This window comes from Salegentibacter tibetensis (assembly GCF_020164485.1).
Classification (GTDB): Bacteria; Bacteroidota; Bacteroidia; order Flavobacteriales; family Flavobacteriaceae; genus Salegentibacter; species Salegentibacter tibetensis.
This window is the reverse complement of record NZ_JAIQZA010000049.1, coordinates 1-17,340: the sequence shown is the minus strand read 5'-3', so window position 1 is coordinate 17,340 and position 17,340 is coordinate 1. Positions and strand designations below refer to the sequence as shown.

19 protein-coding genes and 1 other RNA gene are annotated in these 17,340 nt (G+C 37.8%); 12 read left to right on the top strand and 8 right to left on the bottom strand.

What is annotated here, in order from left to right:
• The coding region (locus LB467_RS17450) for a transposase (protein WP_224475334.1) at positions 1 to 173 on the top strand (173 nt) is incomplete at its 5' end.
• A 61-nt stretch (positions 174 to 234) separates the two neighbouring features.
• Here the strand turns inward: LB467_RS17450 and LB467_RS17445 are convergent.
• Positions 235 to 1,929, bottom strand: coding sequence for a M23 family metallopeptidase (locus LB467_RS17445; protein WP_224475333.1), 1,695 nt, complete (start codon positions 1,927 to 1,929; stop codon positions 235 to 237).
• 184 nt (positions 1,930 to 2,113) lie between these two features.
• On the opposite strand from LB467_RS17445, the gene LB467_RS17440 reads away from it, so the two are divergent.
• From LB467_RS17440 to rny, 4 genes are all read left to right on the top strand, one after another.
• Positions 2,114 to 2,404 (top strand): hypothetical protein, encoded by a 291-nt coding sequence (locus LB467_RS17440; protein ID WP_224475332.1) that lies wholly within the window; start codon positions 2,114 to 2,116, stop codon positions 2,402 to 2,404.
• A 5-nt stretch (positions 2,405 to 2,409) separates the two neighbouring features.
• Complete coding sequence (locus LB467_RS17435; protein ID WP_224475331.1) at positions 2,410 to 2,703, top strand: cell division protein ZapA; 294 nt, start codon at positions 2,410 to 2,412, stop codon at positions 2,701 to 2,703.
• 52 nt (positions 2,704 to 2,755) lie between these two features.
• Positions 2,756 to 2,876, top strand: a non-coding RNA gene (gene ssrS / locus LB467_RS17430) — 6S RNA.
• A 50-nt stretch (positions 2,877 to 2,926) separates the two neighbouring features.
• Positions 2,927 to 4,489 carry a ribonuclease Y gene (gene rny, locus LB467_RS17425; RefSeq protein ID WP_224475330.1) on the top strand — a complete coding sequence of 521 codons (1,563 nt, stop codon included), beginning with the start codon at positions 2,927 to 2,929 and terminating at the stop codon, positions 4,487 to 4,489.
• Between the two features lie 158 nt (positions 4,490 to 4,647).
• Here rny and LB467_RS17420 read toward each other — a convergent pair whose 3' ends face one another.
• Both LB467_RS17420 and xerD read right to left on the bottom strand, forming a co-directional pair.
• Positions 4,648 to 5,610, bottom strand: a complete 963-nt coding sequence (locus tag LB467_RS17420; protein ID WP_224475329.1) for an aldo/keto reductase — start codon at positions 5,608 to 5,610, stop codon at positions 4,648 to 4,650.
• A gap of 117 nt (positions 5,611 to 5,727) precedes the next feature.
• The gene (gene xerD / locus LB467_RS17415) at positions 5,728 to 6,624 is read right to left on the bottom strand and encodes a site-specific tyrosine recombinase XerD (RefSeq protein ID WP_224475328.1); all 897 of its coding nucleotides are present in this window, start codon (positions 6,622 to 6,624) and stop codon (positions 5,728 to 5,730) included.
• A gap of 116 nt (positions 6,625 to 6,740) precedes the next feature.
• Between xerD and LB467_RS17410 the strand changes: the two genes are divergently transcribed.
• The 4 genes from LB467_RS17410 (at position 6,741) to LB467_RS17395 (ending at position 9,268) form a co-directional block, all read left to right on the top strand.
• Positions 6,741 to 7,346, top strand: coding sequence for a porin family protein (locus tag LB467_RS17410; RefSeq protein ID WP_224475327.1), 606 nt, complete (start codon positions 6,741 to 6,743; stop codon positions 7,344 to 7,346).
• 144 nt (positions 7,347 to 7,490) lie between these two features.
• Positions 7,491 to 7,979, top strand: coding sequence for a hypothetical protein (locus tag LB467_RS17405; protein ID WP_224475326.1), 489 nt, complete (start codon positions 7,491 to 7,493; stop codon positions 7,977 to 7,979).
• A 141-nt stretch (positions 7,980 to 8,120) separates the two neighbouring features.
• Positions 8,121 to 8,543 carry a type II 3-dehydroquinate dehydratase gene (gene aroQ / locus LB467_RS17400; protein ID WP_224475325.1) on the top strand — a complete coding sequence of 141 codons (423 nt, stop codon included), beginning with the start codon at positions 8,121 to 8,123 and terminating at the stop codon, positions 8,541 to 8,543.
• Complete coding sequence (locus LB467_RS17395; RefSeq protein ID WP_224475324.1) at positions 8,543 to 9,268, top strand: Dph6-related ATP pyrophosphatase; 726 nt, start codon at positions 8,543 to 8,545, stop codon at positions 9,266 to 9,268. The genes aroQ and LB467_RS17395 overlap by 1 nt, the downstream gene beginning before the upstream one ends.
• A 613-nt stretch (positions 9,269 to 9,881) precedes the next feature.
• Here the strand turns inward: LB467_RS17395 and lpdA are convergent.
• The 5 genes from lpdA to LB467_RS17370 form a co-directional block, all read right to left on the bottom strand.
• On the bottom strand, positions 9,882 to 11,273 hold the full coding sequence (lpdA, locus tag LB467_RS17390) for a dihydrolipoyl dehydrogenase (RefSeq protein WP_224475323.1): 1,392 nt from the start codon (positions 11,271 to 11,273) through the stop codon (positions 9,882 to 9,884).
• A 425-nt stretch (positions 11,274 to 11,698) separates the two neighbouring features.
• A complete protein-coding gene (locus tag LB467_RS17385; RefSeq protein ID WP_224475322.1) occupies positions 11,699 to 12,274 on the bottom strand; it encodes a collagen-like protein in 576 nt (191 codons plus the stop codon).
• A gap of 19 nt (positions 12,275 to 12,293) precedes the next feature.
• Positions 12,294 to 12,686, bottom strand: a complete 393-nt coding sequence (gene msrB, locus LB467_RS17380) for a peptide-methionine (R)-S-oxide reductase MsrB (protein ID WP_224475321.1) — start codon at positions 12,684 to 12,686, stop codon at positions 12,294 to 12,296.
• Between the two features lie 71 nt (positions 12,687 to 12,757).
• Positions 12,758 to 13,252, bottom strand: a complete 495-nt coding sequence (gene msrB, locus LB467_RS17375) for a peptide-methionine (R)-S-oxide reductase MsrB (RefSeq protein WP_224475320.1) — start codon at positions 13,250 to 13,252, stop codon at positions 12,758 to 12,760.
• A 282-nt stretch (positions 13,253 to 13,534) separates the two neighbouring features.
• The gene (locus LB467_RS17370; RefSeq protein ID WP_224475319.1) at positions 13,535 to 14,404 is read right to left on the bottom strand and encodes an alpha/beta fold hydrolase; all 870 of its coding nucleotides are present in this window, start codon (positions 14,402 to 14,404) and stop codon (positions 13,535 to 13,537) included.
• A 201-nt stretch (positions 14,405 to 14,605) separates the two neighbouring features.
• Here LB467_RS17370 and LB467_RS17365 point away from each other — a divergent pair, with 201 nt between their 5' ends.
• From LB467_RS17365 to LB467_RS17355, 3 genes are all read left to right on the top strand, one after another.
• On the top strand, positions 14,606 to 15,427 hold the full coding sequence (locus tag LB467_RS17365) for a M48 family metallopeptidase (RefSeq protein WP_224475318.1): 822 nt from the start codon (positions 14,606 to 14,608) through the stop codon (positions 15,425 to 15,427).
• A gap of 81 nt (positions 15,428 to 15,508) precedes the next feature.
• Positions 15,509 to 16,846, top strand: coding sequence for an MFS transporter (locus LB467_RS17360; RefSeq protein WP_224475317.1), 1,338 nt, complete (start codon positions 15,509 to 15,511; stop codon positions 16,844 to 16,846).
• A 106-nt stretch (positions 16,847 to 16,952) separates the two neighbouring features.
• A partial coding sequence (locus LB467_RS17355; protein ID WP_224475316.1) for a transposase occupies positions 16,953 to 17,340 on the top strand: 388 nt, incomplete at its 3' end.

Genomic DNA, 17,340 nt, shown 5'->3' with positions numbered 1-17,340 from the left:
GAAAACTTCAACAAGAATATCCAAAACTGAAGGAACGATATTGGGGGCAACATTTTTGGGCAAGTGGTTATGGAGTATGGAGTACAGGAAATATTACCGATGAGATGGTTAATGAATATTTGGAGCATCATCGCCGAGATTCATGTGATAATTCCAATTTTATATTGGAGTAGCTTGGGGACTTCCAGTCCCTAGTAAAAAAAACCTCTGCACTTTGAGTGCAGAGTGGTTTAGTTATGAATCCTTCCTAAAAAATGTAGCTTCATAGGTATTGCTGTTGCCAACATTGTCGGTTACGATTATTTTTAACTGGTTTTCGGTTTCGGTTACTATGCCATCGCTAAAATCGTGGGTTAGCGTATTATTTTTATATTCATATTCCATAAGGATGAATTTCCCGTTTACCGTTGCACGGTAACTTTTAATTCCGGAGAGATCGTCGCTAATTTTTACTTGTAAAGTATTGTTGCTGGAAATCCACTGGCCATTGCTGAAGTTCGTAGGCCATATTTTTGGTGATGTAACATCTGAAGCCAGCGTATATTCCCCAAAAGTTCTTGTGCCGGTAGTAAAACGGTTTGCCTTTTTGTAAGTTGAAGAGTAATTTGGTCGGTTTCCATAACCCAATCTGGCGATGAAGAGTTTCTCTTTTTCTTCCGCAGAATATTCACTTACATCAAACCCTATCGTTATATTTTTATGAAGCGGGGTGTGGTCGTTATGAACCTTCACTTTATCTTCTCTAAATTCAATATCCAGGTAGGTGTCTTTATAAAGACTTCCGGCAGGAATATAAATATCCATACCGTTGGCTTCAGCAGCGAATGGCTGATTCGCCTGCGCAAAATAATCGGTTTTCTCTTCTTTTTTAGGCGGAATATCATTTCGCTGTATTCCCTTTATTGGAATTCTTATCACGCGCTGGTTTCCGGCAAAGTCACTTACTTTTATTGTGTAATTATAATTAAGGCTATCCTGAATATGAAGTTCTCCCTTATTTACTACATCCTGATAAAGGCTCAGCGGATTGCCGTCTTCAACAAAAAGTTTTTGGATACGTTTCTTGTTTTTACTATAATATTCATAATCAATTAGCTGATTAAGATGTCGGCTTTCGGCGAAAGAAAACCGCTTAAAGGGTAAGGTGAATACGCGGCCTCCATTTAGCTCAGCTTCAATTTGATAAATTCCGTTTCGGTTTGGTGCTCCATCTTGTTGATCTACCGAGGAAACCCCAAAACCAATATTACCGCAGGCATCAATTTCACGGGCAATATAACTCCCGTCTTCCAGCGGGGTAAGATTTATTTTCTGGCGCTCCCGGGAATTATTTACGTGCGCTTCGGCATCTAAAGGATAGGCATATAAACCATCTATTATCGGAGCGCGGCTATCTTTAATATTTATTCCGAAGAGCTTTGGGTTCATTGGTCGCTGGCTGCCATCTCTAATTTCAAAGTGCAGGTGAGGGCCGCCGCTACCGCCGGTGTTTCCGCTAAAAGCTATAAGTTCGTTGGCTTCTACCGGTAGTTCTCCGGCTTCGGGAAAAAGTTCTATCTCATAGGTTTCATTAGCGTATTGCCTTTTCTTGACATAGGCTTCAATTTCAGGAGAGAATTCTTTTAAATGGGCGTAGACTGTAGTGTATCCGTTAGGGTGTTGAACGTAAAGGGCTTTTCCGTAGCCATAATGCTGAATATTGATTCGGCTTACATAACCTTTGGCTGAAGCGACTACATTAAGTCCCTGCCGCTGTTGGGTTTTAATGTCCAACCCACTATGAAAATGATTGGAACGCAATTCTCCAAAAGTACCCGATAGTACCAAAGGTACATCTAGCGGTTTTTGAAAATAATCTTGCGGAACCTGAGGCTGGGCCAAGATTGTAGTGCTAACGAATAAAAGAAAAACAGCTAAAGTAGATTTCATATAAATTTTTTATTTGGGGTCTAACCGGGCGGTAAAGTTAATTAAAGTTTAACCAAAAATTAAAGCCTTAGTGCTTAGAAACTTAGCAATAGTCTTGCCTATTTTTAAAAATAGACGAAAAAACAATTGGCATATTAGAGCGCGAATGTTAACTTTGTGGGGATAAGCATTACATTTGGCTTTTATGAGTGAATTGACAGAAATCGTTGATAGCCTTGAAAATAGGATTAGTAAACTGCTTCATAAATATGAAAATTTAAAGCAGATTCAAAGTTCTTTAGAGGAAGAAATGATAGCTGTTAAGGATGAAAATCTAAGATTAACTCAAAAACTTGAAGGTTCTAATCAGGAAGTTCAAAACCTCAAAGCCGCCAATGCAATGCTGGGCAGTACTGAATTTAAAACAGAAACTAAGCTTAAATTAAACAGCTTAATAAGGGAAATTGATCAGTGTATCGTTCAATTATCTGAATAATAAATATGGCCGATAAACTAAAAATAAAACTTTCTATTGCAGATCGTGTGTATCCTTTAACCATAAATCCACAACAGGAAGAAGGTTTACGCAAGGCAGCGAAGAAGATTGAGGCTATGATTAAGCAATTTGAGCAAAGTTATGCCGTAAGGGATAAGCAGGATGTATTAGCCATGTGCGCTTTACAATTTGCCGCCCAAACCGAGCAAAAAGATATAGAAAGATCTACCGATACACTTCAAGCAGAAGATAAACTTAAATCACTTAACGATTTACTGCAGAAGCATTTGGTGTCATAAACGTTCTTTAAATAAATAAAGGTTACTGCCTGTATTAGTGATATTTTGATAAACTCAACAGAGATTCTTTAAAGAGGGTGAGTCTAAGTTGTAAAAGCGCGCCGCTCCCGATATTTCGGGATGAGCGGATTCTTGATCAGCTTGTTAGCCCTAAACTTGTTTTTAAGGAGTTTAATCCAAAAACCTATCTAATACAGGCTTTTTTTATACATAAATTTTAAATATGGAAATATTATTAAATATAGTTATCGGGGTTATTGGCGCAGCAATAGGATTTGCTATTGCCAAGCAGTTGGAGCGAAAAAGAGCTTCACAAACCATCAAGAACGCTAAGAAAACGGCGGCAAATATTCTTAAAGAAGCTAAATCTGAAGGAGAAAGTATCAAGAAAGATAAGATTCTTCAGGCCAAAGAGAAGTTCATTGAATTAAAATCGGAACATGAGAAAGTAATCCTGAACCGTGATAAGAAGATGAACGATGCCGAGAAGCGCATCAGGGATAAAGAATCACAGGTTTCCGGAGAACTTTCTAAAAATAAAAAACTCAATAAAGAGTTTGAAGATAAGCTAGCCGATTATAATCATCGTGTTGAATACCTGGAAAAGAAACGGGAAGAGATAGACAAACTGCACAATAGCCAAATTCAGCAATTAGAAGTGATTTCCGGGCTTTCTGCAGATGAAGCTAAAGCACAGCTCTCTGAGGCGCTTAAGGACAGTGCAAGGACAGATGCAATGGCGCTGATTCAGGATACCGTAGAAGAAGCCAAGTTAACTGCACAGCAGGAAGCGAAGAAAATCATAATTACCACTATTCAACGAATTGGAACTGAAGAAGCGATTGAGAATTGTGTTTCGGTTTTCAACCTGGAAAGCGATGATGTTAAAGGTAGGATTATTGGCCGTGAGGGTAGAAATATCAGGGCTATTGAAGCTGCAACCGGTGTAGAGATTATTGTAGATGATACTCCGGAAGCTATTATACTTTCATGTTTTGATTCTGTTAGAAGGGAAGTTGCCCGTTTATCCTTGCATAAACTGGTAACTGACGGTAGAATTCACCCGGCCAGAATTGAAGAGATCGTTAAAAAAACCCGTAAACAAATTGACGAGGAAATAATAGATATTGGAAAACGTACGGTAATTGATCTTGGAATTCACGGCTTAAACCCTGAATTGATCAAATTGGTAGGCCGAATGAAATACCGCTCATCTTACGGACAGAACTTATTACAGCACTCCAGGGAAGTTGCAAAACTTTGTGGTGTGATGGCGTCAGAGCTTGGTATTAACCCTAAACTTGCCAAACGCGCCGGATTATTGCACGATATAGGTAAAGTACCGGAAACCGAAACAGAAGTACCTCACGCAATCCTTGGAATGCAATGGGCCGAGAAACACGGTGAAAAACCAGAAGTTTGTAACGCTATAGGGGCTCACCACGATGAGATAGAGATGACCTCTCTGCTTTCTCCTATTGTTCAGGTTTGTGATGCTATTAGTGGTGCCAGACCGGGAGCGAGAAGACAGGTGCTCGATTCCTATATTCAGCGTTTAAAAGATCTTGAAGAGATCGCCTTCGGATTTGGTGGTGTGAAGAAAGCTTATGCTATTCAGGCAGGTCGTGAATTACGAGTGATTGTGGAAAGTGAAAAGGTCAACGATGAAAAAGCTTCAAACCTTTCTTTTGAAATTTCCCAAAAGATCCAAACCGATATGACCTATCCGGGTCAGGTTAAAGTAACTGTAATCAGGGAAACCAGAGCAGTTAATATTGCTAAATAGAGCTTAAAAAATATTTTAAAATCTTATATAAAGAAGGGTGTTTGGAAATTTAACACCGTCACCCTGAACTTGTTTCAGGGTCTAACATCTTAGATTCTGAAGTGAATTCAGAATGACGTAGTAACTATTTTCCAAACACCCTTTTTAATTTTAACTAATTAAGCTTTATAATTGTCGTCATCGTAGATATTCTCGTAAGAGTTACCTTTCGTTACAAAAAACTCACCGGTTACATATCTATAATGTTCATCTAAAGCGGCTATTGCGTCCAGATCTTCTTCTTTTAAATTAAGTCCGGCACTGGCAAGGTTTTCTATGATTCTTTCTTCATTAGTAGATTTCGGAATTACTGCAGTTCCGCGCATTTCACTCCACTTTATCAAAACCTGTCCCGCGGTTGCACTATGTTTTTTAGCAATCTTCTTTATAATTGGATTTTCCAGTAATGAAGGTTCATTTTTTGCTTTTAAACCATCTGGGCGGTCGCCACTTCCAAGGGGCGAAAATGCGGTGACGTGAATATTATGTTTACTGCAAAATTCCAATAATTCATTTTGTTGCAAATAAGGATGCAATTCTACCTGGTTCATTTCTGGATGTTCTGAAGTTTCTTCCATTAATTCTTCCAGTTTCATAGCACTAAAATTGGAAACACCAACGTGTTTTACCAATCCCTGTTTTTTGGCTTCCAGCATCATATTCCAGGTTTCAATAATTGGCACTTCTTCCAATGATAAATAATCTGCATCATTTTCAGGGAAACTCACCCCAGGTTTAAAAGCCACCGGCCAGTGAATTAAATAGAGGTCTAAATAATCTAGCTGCAAATCTTTTAAAGTCTTTTTAAGAGCCGGGATAACATCTTCTTTTTTGTGAGCATTATTCCACAGTTTTGAAGTAATCCATACATCTTCGCGCTTTATTTTCCCTTCAGTAAAAACTTCAGAGAAAGCTTCACCTACTGCGTCTTCATTTCCGTAAGTTGCAGCACAATCAATATGTCTGTATCCATTATTTAAAGCGATTTTTACGGCTTCCTTAACTTCTTCTTTGCCAGATTTCCAGGTGCCTAGTCCTATGGCCGGCATTTCATCGCCATTCTTAAATTTTAATGTTTTCATTTTAAAGATGTTTTATATTTTCAGTAGTAGTTTTTAATAAAATCAATCAGTTTGAAAATACTAATAAATCAGGGCTTCTAGAAGGATACTCGCAGGTTTAACCCAAATTTAATAGCCTTAGCGTCGCGGATGAAATTGTTCCATGACTTCCCGAAGGTGTTTTCGATCTACGTGCATATAAACTTCTGTGGTGGTGATGCTTTCGTGACCTAACATTTGTTGAATGGCACGAAGATCAGCCCCGTTTTCCAGTAAATGTGTGGCAAAAGAATGCCGGAAAGTGTGCGGACTTATTTTTTTTTGAATTCCTGCTTTTTCTGCCAGACGTTTAATGATTGTAAAGATCATAGCCCTGGTTAGTTTATTTCCTCTTCGGTTTAAAAACAAGGTGTCTGAATCTTCTTTATTAATCTTTTGATGGATTCTAACCTCGTCTTTATAAATATTGATGAATTTCTGGGTGTAGTTTGAAACTGGGACAAAACGTTGCTTATTGCCTTTCCCCGTAACTTTTATAAAGCCTTCCTTAAAGAAAAGATCTGAAATTTTGAGTTCGGTGAGTTCGCTAACCCGCAACCCGCAGCCATATAAAGTTTCCAGAATGGCGCGGTTTCGCTCGCCTTCAGCTTTGCTTAGATCAACAGTTGCAATAAGCAGGTCTATTTCTTCAGTAGAAATGGTGTCGGGTAGTTTACGTCCTATTTTAGGGGATTCTATAAGGTCTAAAGGATTATCTTTGCGGTAATCTTCAAAAACAAGATAATTGAAGAATCCGCGTAAACCAGATATTATTCTCGATTGCGAGCGAGCATTAACCTCCTTTGCGACTTCATAAATAAATTGCTGAACAGTTTCCTCAGGAATTTGGATAGGAGTCACCTTGTATTTTTTAACTTCTAAAAAGTTGATAAGTTTTACAACATCTAACCTGTAATTGCTGATAGAGTTATCTGAAAGTCCGCGTTCTATGCGAAGATAGTTGCAATATTCCTGTAATGCCGAAGCCCATTTCATACGTTAAAGATATAAACTATTCACCTTAATCTTAGTAATACTTTAGGCTTAGATAACATTTTATTAAGAAGCCTGTTCCTACATTTGTCTTTGTAACACTAACAAAAATGAAAGTAATGAAAAAGTCGATTTTAATTGCAGTAATTGCCGTATTTGGTTTTACTAGCGCAGCAAGTGCACAGGAATTCGTATATTTTGGAGCTAAGGGTGGTGTGAATTTCACCAACATGTCTTCAGATGGCTTTGAAGATGAACAAAGCAGAACAGGGTTTCACTTAGGTTTACTTTCTGAAATTCCTTTAAGTGATCGTTTTTCCCTTCAACCAGAGGTGTTGTATGCAACTCAGGGTCTTGAAGCGAACAGAATGATTGCCGGACAGAATTTTAGTGGTGAATATCAATTGGATTATATTCAGGTGCCGGTTTTAGCTAAAATTTACCTGATAGATGGACTTTCTATTGAAGCAGGACCATCTTTTAACTTCCTTGTAGAAGAAGAATATGATTTGAAATCTGGAGGTTCTGAAGTTGAATTTGATAGTGAAGCCGGAAGTACTTTTGAATTTGGGGGAGCAATTGGTGCTTCTTATAAATTTAATAATGGATTTTTTGCTTCGGCCAGGTACACACAAGGATTTACCGATGTGTTTGATAGCGACAACTGGGATGATGATGCCATAAAAAATAACGGAATCCAGTTAGGAATTGGACTAATGTTTTAAGGCAGTTCCAACAACACCTATGAAATTTAAAGCGGAAGTTTATCTTCCGCTTTTTTTATACCTGAAATCCTGTAATTCATTGCATGTGAGTGATTTGTTTGCTGATTATTATATCTTTATTTAAGTAAACAAAAATGTAAAATTATGAAACGATTAGTACTTATTATTTGTTTTATGCTAATGGGAGTCACCGTGATGCAAGCTCAAAGTGGGTTAAGAGTTGGCGCTAACATAGGTCTACCGGTAGGAGATATTGATGAAGTTAGTAATTTTCAGGCGGGTGCCGATTTGGCATATATGATAGGAGTTGCAGATATGCTCTTTGTAGGTCCTATGGTTGGCTACACCCGTTTTTTTATGGATGAAGATGATTTTGGAGGATTTGAAATAGACGATCCTGCTTTTCTACCTATCGCGGCGTCCGGCCGGGTTTCCCTGGCAAGAGGCTTCTTATTTGGTACCGATATTGGCTACGCTGTTGGTCTTAACGATGGGAATGATGGTGGGTTCTATTACAGGCCACAAATTGGTTATAACTTCGGTAAAATTGGCCTCATTGGTTCTTATACCGGAATAAGTGTAGATGGTGGTAGCTATGGCTCAATAAATATTGGAATTGAATTTGGATTATAACGAAAACTAACCAACCAGGAATTACCCTTCTTAAAATTTGGACTTCCCCCAATGGATGATCATTTTTTCTGAAGGGTTTTTTATGAGGCAACTATATCTTATTTTTTACCTTTACAGGTATAACCATTTAAGCGGTAAAAAATGAAGATAATGATTATCAACGGACCAAATCTAAACCTTTTGGGAACCCGTGAACCCGACACCTACGGAAATAAAACTTTTGAAACTTACTTTTCTGAACTTCAGTTTAAATTTAAAAAAACCGAACTTTCCTATTTTCAAAGTAATATAGAAGGGGAGCTCATTGGTAAACTCCACGAAGCCGATAGAGATTTTGACGGTATTGTTTTAAACGCGGCCGCATATACGCACACCTCGATTGGGTTGGCAGATGCAGTAAAAGGTATACAAACACCGGTGGTAGAAGTGCATATCTCCAATACACATGCGCGGGAAGAGTTCCGTCATAAATCTTATATCGCACCCAACGCAAAAGGTGTGATTCTTGGATTTGGACTTTTGGGTTACAATCTGGCCATTCAGAGTTTTTTAAATGAAAAATAATGAAAAAAGCCTATCTAAACTGGAGTAGTGGAAAAGATGCGGCAATGTCGCTTTATAAGGTTTGTAAGGAGGGGGAATATTCGGTTGAAAAATTAGTTACTACAGTAAACACAGAATTTAATCGAATCTCCATGCATGGTGTGAGAATAGAATTACTGCAGAAACAGGCCGAGTGTTTAGACTTGCCACTTCATCAAATAGAATTGCACGGAGAAATTTCTATGCAAAAGTATAATGAGGTGATGGAAGTGGAAACCAATAAACTTTTAGATGAAGGTTTCACTCATAGTATTTTTGGGGATATTTTTTTGGAAGATCTAAAGCGTTATCGCGAAAAACAATTGGAGAAAATTGGAGCGAAGGCGGTTTTTCCGCTTTGGAATAGGAACACAAAAGAACTCGTGGAAGAATTTATTTCCTCTGGATTTAAAGCGATTGTGGTTTGTGTAAATAATGAAAAACTAGATAAATCTTTCTGTGGAAGAACTATCGATAGTGATTTTTTAAATGATCTGCCGGAAGGTGTAGATCCCTGCGGAGAAAATGGGGAATTTCACACTTTCGTGTTTGACGGACCGATTTTTAAAGAACCCGTTGACTTTAAAATAGGGGAGATGGTAGAGAAATATTATAAACCTGTTGAAGAATTAGAGGATGATTGTTTTACGACAAATCAGAAATCCTGGGATACCAGTTTTATGTATTGTGATTTGTTATTGGATTGAATTTTTATTCCGAAAGTAGATTACAACAAAAATATAGACTAGACCACTAATTAGCAGCTGTTTTTCGTAAAGTCTTTATATGCGTCATCCTGAGGTCTGAGATAAAAAAGTTTTATCTAGCGGAGGGAAATGACAGATAAATATGATATTATTGAATTTATTAATGAGGCTGAAATAGATTGGTGTTCTGTTCTTTTTCCATTGATGAAAAAGAACCAAAAAATCTAGGCTTACGAAAATGGATCTAAATTTTTCGTTCGATGTCTAAATTTTCTGAACTCGCGAGGAAAATGTGAGTAACGAGAAAAAGACGTGTCGCTCAAACAGCAGAAAATTTAAACGACATCTCACTTCAAATTTCACGATCAATTTTCGATAGGCCACTTAAATTTTCTAATAAGTATTTTATACCTACTCCAATAATTCTCTAATAAATAATAAAATCTATCTCCGTCAAATGGTAATTTATTTCAGAATCTAATGTGTTGAAATTTGAAAATGATAGAAGCTGAAACAAGGATTTTCAATGAGAGATCGTATATTAACAAAAAAATCCCCGAAACAATAATGCTTCGGGGATTTTTTATAAACTTCAGTTTTGTATTTCCAACTCTTAAATATGAATTACTTCATCATAAGCGGCTGCTACGGCTTCCATAACCGCTTCACTCATGGTTGGGTGAGGGTGAACTGCTTTTAATACTTCGTGTCCTGTAGTTTCCAGTTTACGTCCAAGAACCGCTTCTGCGATCATATCGGTAACTCCGGCGCCAATCATATGGCAACCCAACCATTCACCGTATTTGGCGTCAAAGATCACTTTTACAAATCCATCTGACTTTCCTGAGGCTTTTGCCTTTCCAGAAGCTGAAAATGGAAATTTACCAACCTTAAGCTCGTAACCTGCTTCCTTGGCTTGCTTTTCAGTCATTCCAACCGATGCAATTTCAGGAGTAGCATACGTACAGCCGGGGATGTTTCCGTAGTCTAATGGCTCTACTTCCATTCCTTTGATTTTTTCTACACAAAGTATACCTTCCGCAGAAGCAACGTGTGCCAGAGCTGGTCCGTGAACTACATCTCCAATCGCGTAAATTCCGTCTACGTTTGTTTTATAGAAATCGTCTACAATAATTTTATCTTTTTCGGTCTTGATCTTAAGATCTTCAAGTCCTATATTTTCAATATTGGTTTTAATTCCAACTGCTGAAAGCACGATATCTGCCTCAAGCGTTTCTTCACCTTTTTTAGTTTTCACCTTGGCTTTTACTTTCTTGCCTGAAGTATCTACACTTTCTACCGAAGAATTGGTCATTACCTTAATTCCGGCTTTTTTGATGCTGCGCTCAAATTGCTTGGAAATCTCTTCATCTTCCAATGGTACTACGTTTGGTAAAAACTCTACCACGGTAACTTCAGTACCCATAGCGTTATAGAAGTGAGCGAACTCAACTCCAATAGCACCTGATCCAACCACGATTATAGATTTTGGTTGTTTTTCAAGACTCATTGCTTCGCGGTAACCAATCACTTTTTTACCATCCTGTTTAAGGTTTGGCAATTCGCGAGAACGGGCGCCGGTAGCTACAATAATATTGTCGGCCTGGTATTCTTTGGTTTTATCGTCTTTATCTGTAACAGCGACTTTTTTACCAGATTTTAGTTTTCCGAAGCCTTCAATTACGTCAATTTTATTCTTTTTCATCAGGAATTGCACTCCCTTGCTCATTCCCGCGGCCACATCACGGCTACGTTTAATGACCTTAGAAAAATCTTTATCAGGATTTTCCAAACTTAAACCGTAATCTTCGGCGTGTTTTAGGTAATCAAACACCTCGGCACTCTTTAAAAGCGCTTTGGTTGGGATACATCCCCAGTTTAAACATACGCCCCCAAGGCTTTCTTTTTCTACAATAGCGACTTTAAACCCTAATTGTGAAGCTCTAATGGCGGTTACGTAACCTCCGGGGCCACTACCTAAAACAATGATATCGTATTTACTCATATTCGGAATTTTTTATTATGCTTAATAAACTCCCTCGAGGCAAGCCTAGAGGCATTAGATTGAAAAATAAAAATAATTCGACGTAAAAATCGAAGTATTTGATATACTCACTTAGTTAGTGAAGTTGCGAATTTAAGGAATAATCATTTAAACTGAAAGTTTTAACGGGGAGTATAGAGGGAAATGAAAAAGGGGCTTAGCAAAGTAAAGATTGAAGTTCTGTGCCGAAGCCTTTGGAATTATTTCATAACTTATTAAGTGCAAAATTTAAAAGTTATTAGAACCTGAAATCAGTTCAGGTTGACACTAAGTTTTTGCCCGCTACAATTAGGTGAAAATGCTTTTAAAGCTTCTAAAGTATTTAAATACAAAGACCTCACTGGTTTGGAAACCAATGAGGTCTAATTTTAAATTTATCTCTGGTATTATTTAAGCTTTCCGACTTTCTTTATATCCTGTTCCTTTAGATCTAATGAATTCATTAATGATCCAAAATTTGAACTGTCAAAACTTGCGTTTTCATGAAAATCAGCAGGAATAATAGCAATTCTAAAGATCTGATCTGTAGTGAAATCATTACTTAAACTGCTTAGGTCATAATTTCCATCGATAAAAATTTCAGTATCTACAAAAGTATGGTTGAAAACATACTGTATGGTTCCTTCGTCAGTGAAAAAATTCTGAGGTAACATACTCCATTCATCCACATCGCTACCATCATCTAACTGTCCTACAGCATCTAAACGATAAATCAGCACAATGTCTGTTTCAAGAACTTCAACATCGGTAAAGTCTTCAAATGATAAAAAATCAGTAGTCCATAGATTGGCATCACCATCATAAAAAAAGTCTGAATTAATTTCAAAAATCGTTGCTGTTCCGCCATTGATTCCGTCCTGTCCATCCTGACCTGGAGGTCCTTGTGGTCCTCTTTCACCATCACTGGAACAGGCAGTGAATAAAAAAGTGGTCATAAATAAAATTGAAAATAGTTTTTTCATAATTATAGGTGTTAGGTTGTTATTTATTAAAATTAATACTGGCCGAATTCACGCAATAGCGTTGGCCGGTTTCAGTAGGTCCATCATCAAAAACGTGGCCAAGATGGCCGCCACAGTTAGAACATAGAATTTCAGTTCTCATCATACCAAAAGTTTTATCCTGTATGTATTCTACTTTTCCTTCTATGGCTTTATCAAAACTTGGCCAACCGCAGCCACTTTCAAATTTGGCTTCGCTATCAAAAAGTTTTTCTCCACAACCGGCACAAAAATATTCACCATCTTCAAAATGCATATTGTATTTCCCGGTGTGCGGGGCTTCAGTACCCTTTTCTCTCAATACCCGAAATTGTTCTTCTGAAAGTTGTTCTTTCCATTCGGTTTCAGGTTTTTCTATACTGTATTTTTTCATAATAAAATTTTAGTCATTTCCGTGAAGACGGAAATCTTTAATTTTTTTGTGATTTCCATATAGGTAGAAATCTATTTTTCGTCTGGTTCAAAATCCATCGCAATCCCGTTAATGCAATGTCTTTTTCCTGTGGTTTCTCTGGGTCCATCCTCGAAAACGTGCCCCAGGTGACCACCGCAACGTGCACAGTGCACTTCGCTTCTTTGGTAACCTAGTTTAGTGTCACTTCCGTAGCCGACTCCGCCTTCAATGGCGCGATCAAAACTTGGCCAGCCCGTGCCGCTCATAAATTTGTGTTCGGTTTTGTATAATTCATTTCCGCAGGCAGCACAAACAAAAGTTCCCGGTTCCTTGATATCGTTTAATGGACTGGAGAACGAAGGTTCAGTAGCAGCCTTTCTTAAAACCCGATATTCTGCGTCGGTCAACTCTGCTTTCCATTCTTTATCGGTTTTGGAAACTTCGAATTTCTCCTGTTTTTCCTGTTCTTTCTCTTGATCTTTTTGCGCATTACCCTGGCAACTTATAATGAATATTGCTAGTAAAATGGGAATTATCTTTTTCATTGCTTATACAAATTTAAATGATTACTCTTTTTGGAGATTAGTCATAATTGAAAGAGTTTATTTAGAAAATTTCTAGAGGTCATCCTGAGTTATTTCGGAACCTGCTCAAAGTCGCCCGTCCGTTCAGTCGGGATTTATTAGGAAATCGAATTCCTTTATAGAAATAAATTAATATTCCGGAGCAATTCGAGAAAAAGTTTGAAACGATTTCGAAGGTTCAGGACAGCTTGTCGAAAACAAAGCTATAAAACAATCTCTTTTTTTCTTTTAAAAGTACGAAGATTATCTCGCGATGAACGTTGTGATTTTGTTAATTACTTTAAAATCACCTAAGATGCGACGATGTCCTAAGCTTTTGGTGATAAACAATTCGCTGTTTTCCAGTACTTCATGAATTTCGTATGCTGAAGATATTTTTACATCTACATCATTTTCATCATGAATTACAAGGGTGGGTATATTTACTTCTTTGGCTGATACCGCCCCGGAATAACTATCCATATCAATATCGAATTTTTTATCGAAATGAGCTTTCATTTTATCGGCTACCTTTCGGTTCATTTTAAGGTTTCGGGCAAATTCGCGCGTTATGTGAGTTATACTATTGGCAGTACCTATTATAACCAGCTTCTTGGTTTTTAAACCTTCTTTTACCGTTCTAAGAGTTGCCATGCCACCAAGCGAATGTCCAATTACTGCCTCAAAAGGTCCGTGTTTTTCATCTAAAAAATGTACGGCATCAATAAAATCGAGCATCATACTTTTTTTACCGGGTGCTTTACCGTGTGCCGGCGCATCAAAACTAATTGTACTGTAACCTTTTTCCTTTAAAGCTTCGGCTATTTTTGCTAATTGCGTGCCACGGCCACTCCAGCCGTGAATAAGTAGTATTTTTTTAGGGTTGTCTCCGAATTCATAAATAACAATTTCCCTTTTTGTTTTTGGGATTTCAAGTCTCTGTTGTGCGGCGAGTTGATCCATATTCTTTTCTCGATCCGGCAGCTTATATTTAAATGGAGTTAAAAAAAGTTGGGCCGCAAATCGACTTGCTACAAAAGGTGAAAGTTTAGAAAGTACTTTTCCTGTATAACGTATATAATTTGGTACAAGCAGGCGCTGCACTGGGGTTTGATCTTTTTTCTGCTGATTCATTTCTTATGGGTAATGAGACCGCAATTTACATATTTCCTGAATGCCGAATAGCTTTTGTGATTTCTACCTAAACCGAGAGTTATTTTTGTGGTATCATTTTTGAAAACTATAATTTGTTAAATGATGCTTAAAGCAATAAGTAAGCATTAAAGGCTTTTGTAATTTTAACAAAACTAAACCAATAAGATAATAAGATAAGATATGAAACTTAAGAAAATAATAAGTGTGATTGCCGTTTTACTGCTCGTTGTAGCTTGTAAAACCAATCCCTTTACAGGTGAGAAAAATTTAAATTTTGTTTCTAACGATCAGTTGTTTCCGGCGTCTTTTCAGCAATACGATCAGTTTCTGTCTGAAAACGAGGTAGTAACCGGTACCGCAGAAGCTCAAATGATTAAACGAACAGGTAATAAGATTGAAACTGCAGCTGAAAGATATTTAAACGCCAATAATTATCAGGGCTTTTTAGATGATTTTAGATGGGAATATAATCTCGTAAAGGATGACGCAATAAACGCGTTTGCAATGCCCGGAGGAAAAATAGTTTTCTTTACTGGCATCTTACCGGTAGCTGAATCTGAAACCGGGATAGCTGTAATTATGGCCCATGAGATTGCCCACGCCCTTGCAGACCACGGAGCTCAAAGAATGAGTGCAGCGCAATTGCAACAACTTGGAGCTGTAGCAGGTTCGGTTGCGGTAAGTGGTAGAAGCCAGGAAACCCAGCAAATATTTGCTCAGGCTTATGGTTTGGGGACTCAATTAGGAGTTATGCTTCCTTTTAGTCGTAGCCACGAAACCGAGGCAGATAGAATTGGATTAACCTTGATGGCAATTGCCGGGTACGATCCAGATGAAGCTTCTAAATTATGGCAAAGAATGGCCGCGGCAAGTGATGGTCAGGCTCCACCAGAATTTTTAAGTACTCACCCTTCAAACCAAACCAGGATTAATAATCTTCAAAAATGGGCACCCGAAGCTAAAGCTGAAGCTAAGAAATATGGGGTAACCAGTTTTCAATAGAATATAACTTATAAATTATATGAAAAAGCTGTCTTTTAAGGCAGCTTTTTCTATTTTAGAGCTCTGCAAAAACCGGAATGAATGAGTAAACTTCCCAAAGGGCATAAGAAGTTATTACATGCCTGGGCTTTTTATGACTGGGCTAACTCGGTTTACAGTCTGGTTATTTCCTCGGCCATTTTCCCTATATTCTATGGAGCGCTCACTATCGTAAAAGACGAAGATGGAACTATCCTGGACGATACTGTAGATTTCCTTGGTTTTAGCTTTAATAACGATTCCTTAATAAGTTATGTAACGGCATCCGCTTTTCTGGCGGTTTCCATATTGAGTCCGTTTTTATCGGGAATTGCCGATTATGTTGGAAACAAGAAGAATTTTCTGAAGTTCTTCTGCTATCTGGGCGCCTTTTCCTGTATCGGGCTTTTCTGGTTTGACCTGGATTACCTGTGGTTTGGCTTGCTTTGCTATTTCTTGGCGCTTATAGGGTTTTGGGCGAGCCTGGTTTTCTATAATTCATATCTACCCGATATCGCTTTTCCCAATCAGCAGGATAAAGTTAGCGCGCAGGGATTTTCTCTGGGATATATTGGGAGCGTGATCTTGCTAATTGTTTGCCTGGTAATGATCCTAAATTATGAAGCATTTGGTTTTGAAAGTGAAACTTTCCCCACCCGTTTATCTTTTGTTCTAACGGGAGTTTGGTGGATTGGCTTTAGTCAATATACTTATGCTTATTTACCTAAAGGAAATAAGAAGGCTGCATTTACAAAAAACGTCCTTTTTAATGGATTCAGGGAACTTCGTGGAATATGGCTTACACTTAAACACAATATTCAGCTTAAGCGCTATTTAGCTGCATTTTTTGTGTATAGTATGGCCGTGCAAACTATAATGCTGGTAGCTACCTACTTTGGAATAGAAGAATTGGAGTGGGGAGATCAGGATGCAACTTCGGGATTAATTATCAGCATTTTATTAATTCAACTTGTAGCTGTTGTGGGTGCAACCTTAACTTCGAGACTTGCGGTGAAATTTGGGAATATTAAGATCCTTATTTTCATCAATTTAATATGGATTGCAATCTGTGGTTATGCATTTTTTATAGTAAGCCCCCAGCAATTTTATGTGGCTGCTGCTGCAGTAGGTTTGGTGATGGGCGGTATACAGTCACTTTCCCGCTCAACTTACTCAAAAATGCTTCCCGAGAGAGCTGTAGACACTGCAAGTTATTTTAGTTTTTATGATGTATCCGAAAAGATAGGAATTGTAATAGGAATGTTTCTCTACGGAATTGTTGCCCAAATTACCGGAAGCGTTAGGAATTCCATCTTATTTTTAGTGGTATTTTTTATTGCCGGAGTAATTTTATTACTGCGGGTACCAATAAAAAACCCCTCCTCGAAAGGAGGGCACTGAAAAAGTCCCTGAAGAAATTGAATTAAAGTGAGTAAAAAGGAGTAGAAGCCGTAGTGTTTTTACTCCTTTTTTCGTATTTTAAATACTGATTAACCGCGACTTATATATGTTATTGCAGCAACAAAAAATTCAGTTAAGTGCGTATTCCGATCTATATGATTTAATCGTACCCAAGGGCAATCTTCTTAGAAAAATCAATGAATTAATTGATTTTTCTTTTATCCATGATGAACTGGTAGATAAATATTGTGCAACTAATGGGAGAAATGCAGAAAGTCCTATCCGCATGTTTAAATACTTATTATTGAAAACGATCTATTCTATTTCAGACGTGGATGTAGTGGAGCGTTCACGATATGATATGTCTTTCAAGTATTTTCTTGAGATGGCGCCCGAAGATGCAGTTATCAATTCCAGTTCCTTGACTAAGTTCCGCAAGCTGCGATTGAAAGATACCGATCTGTTGAACCTGTTGATAAACAAGACTGTCGCAC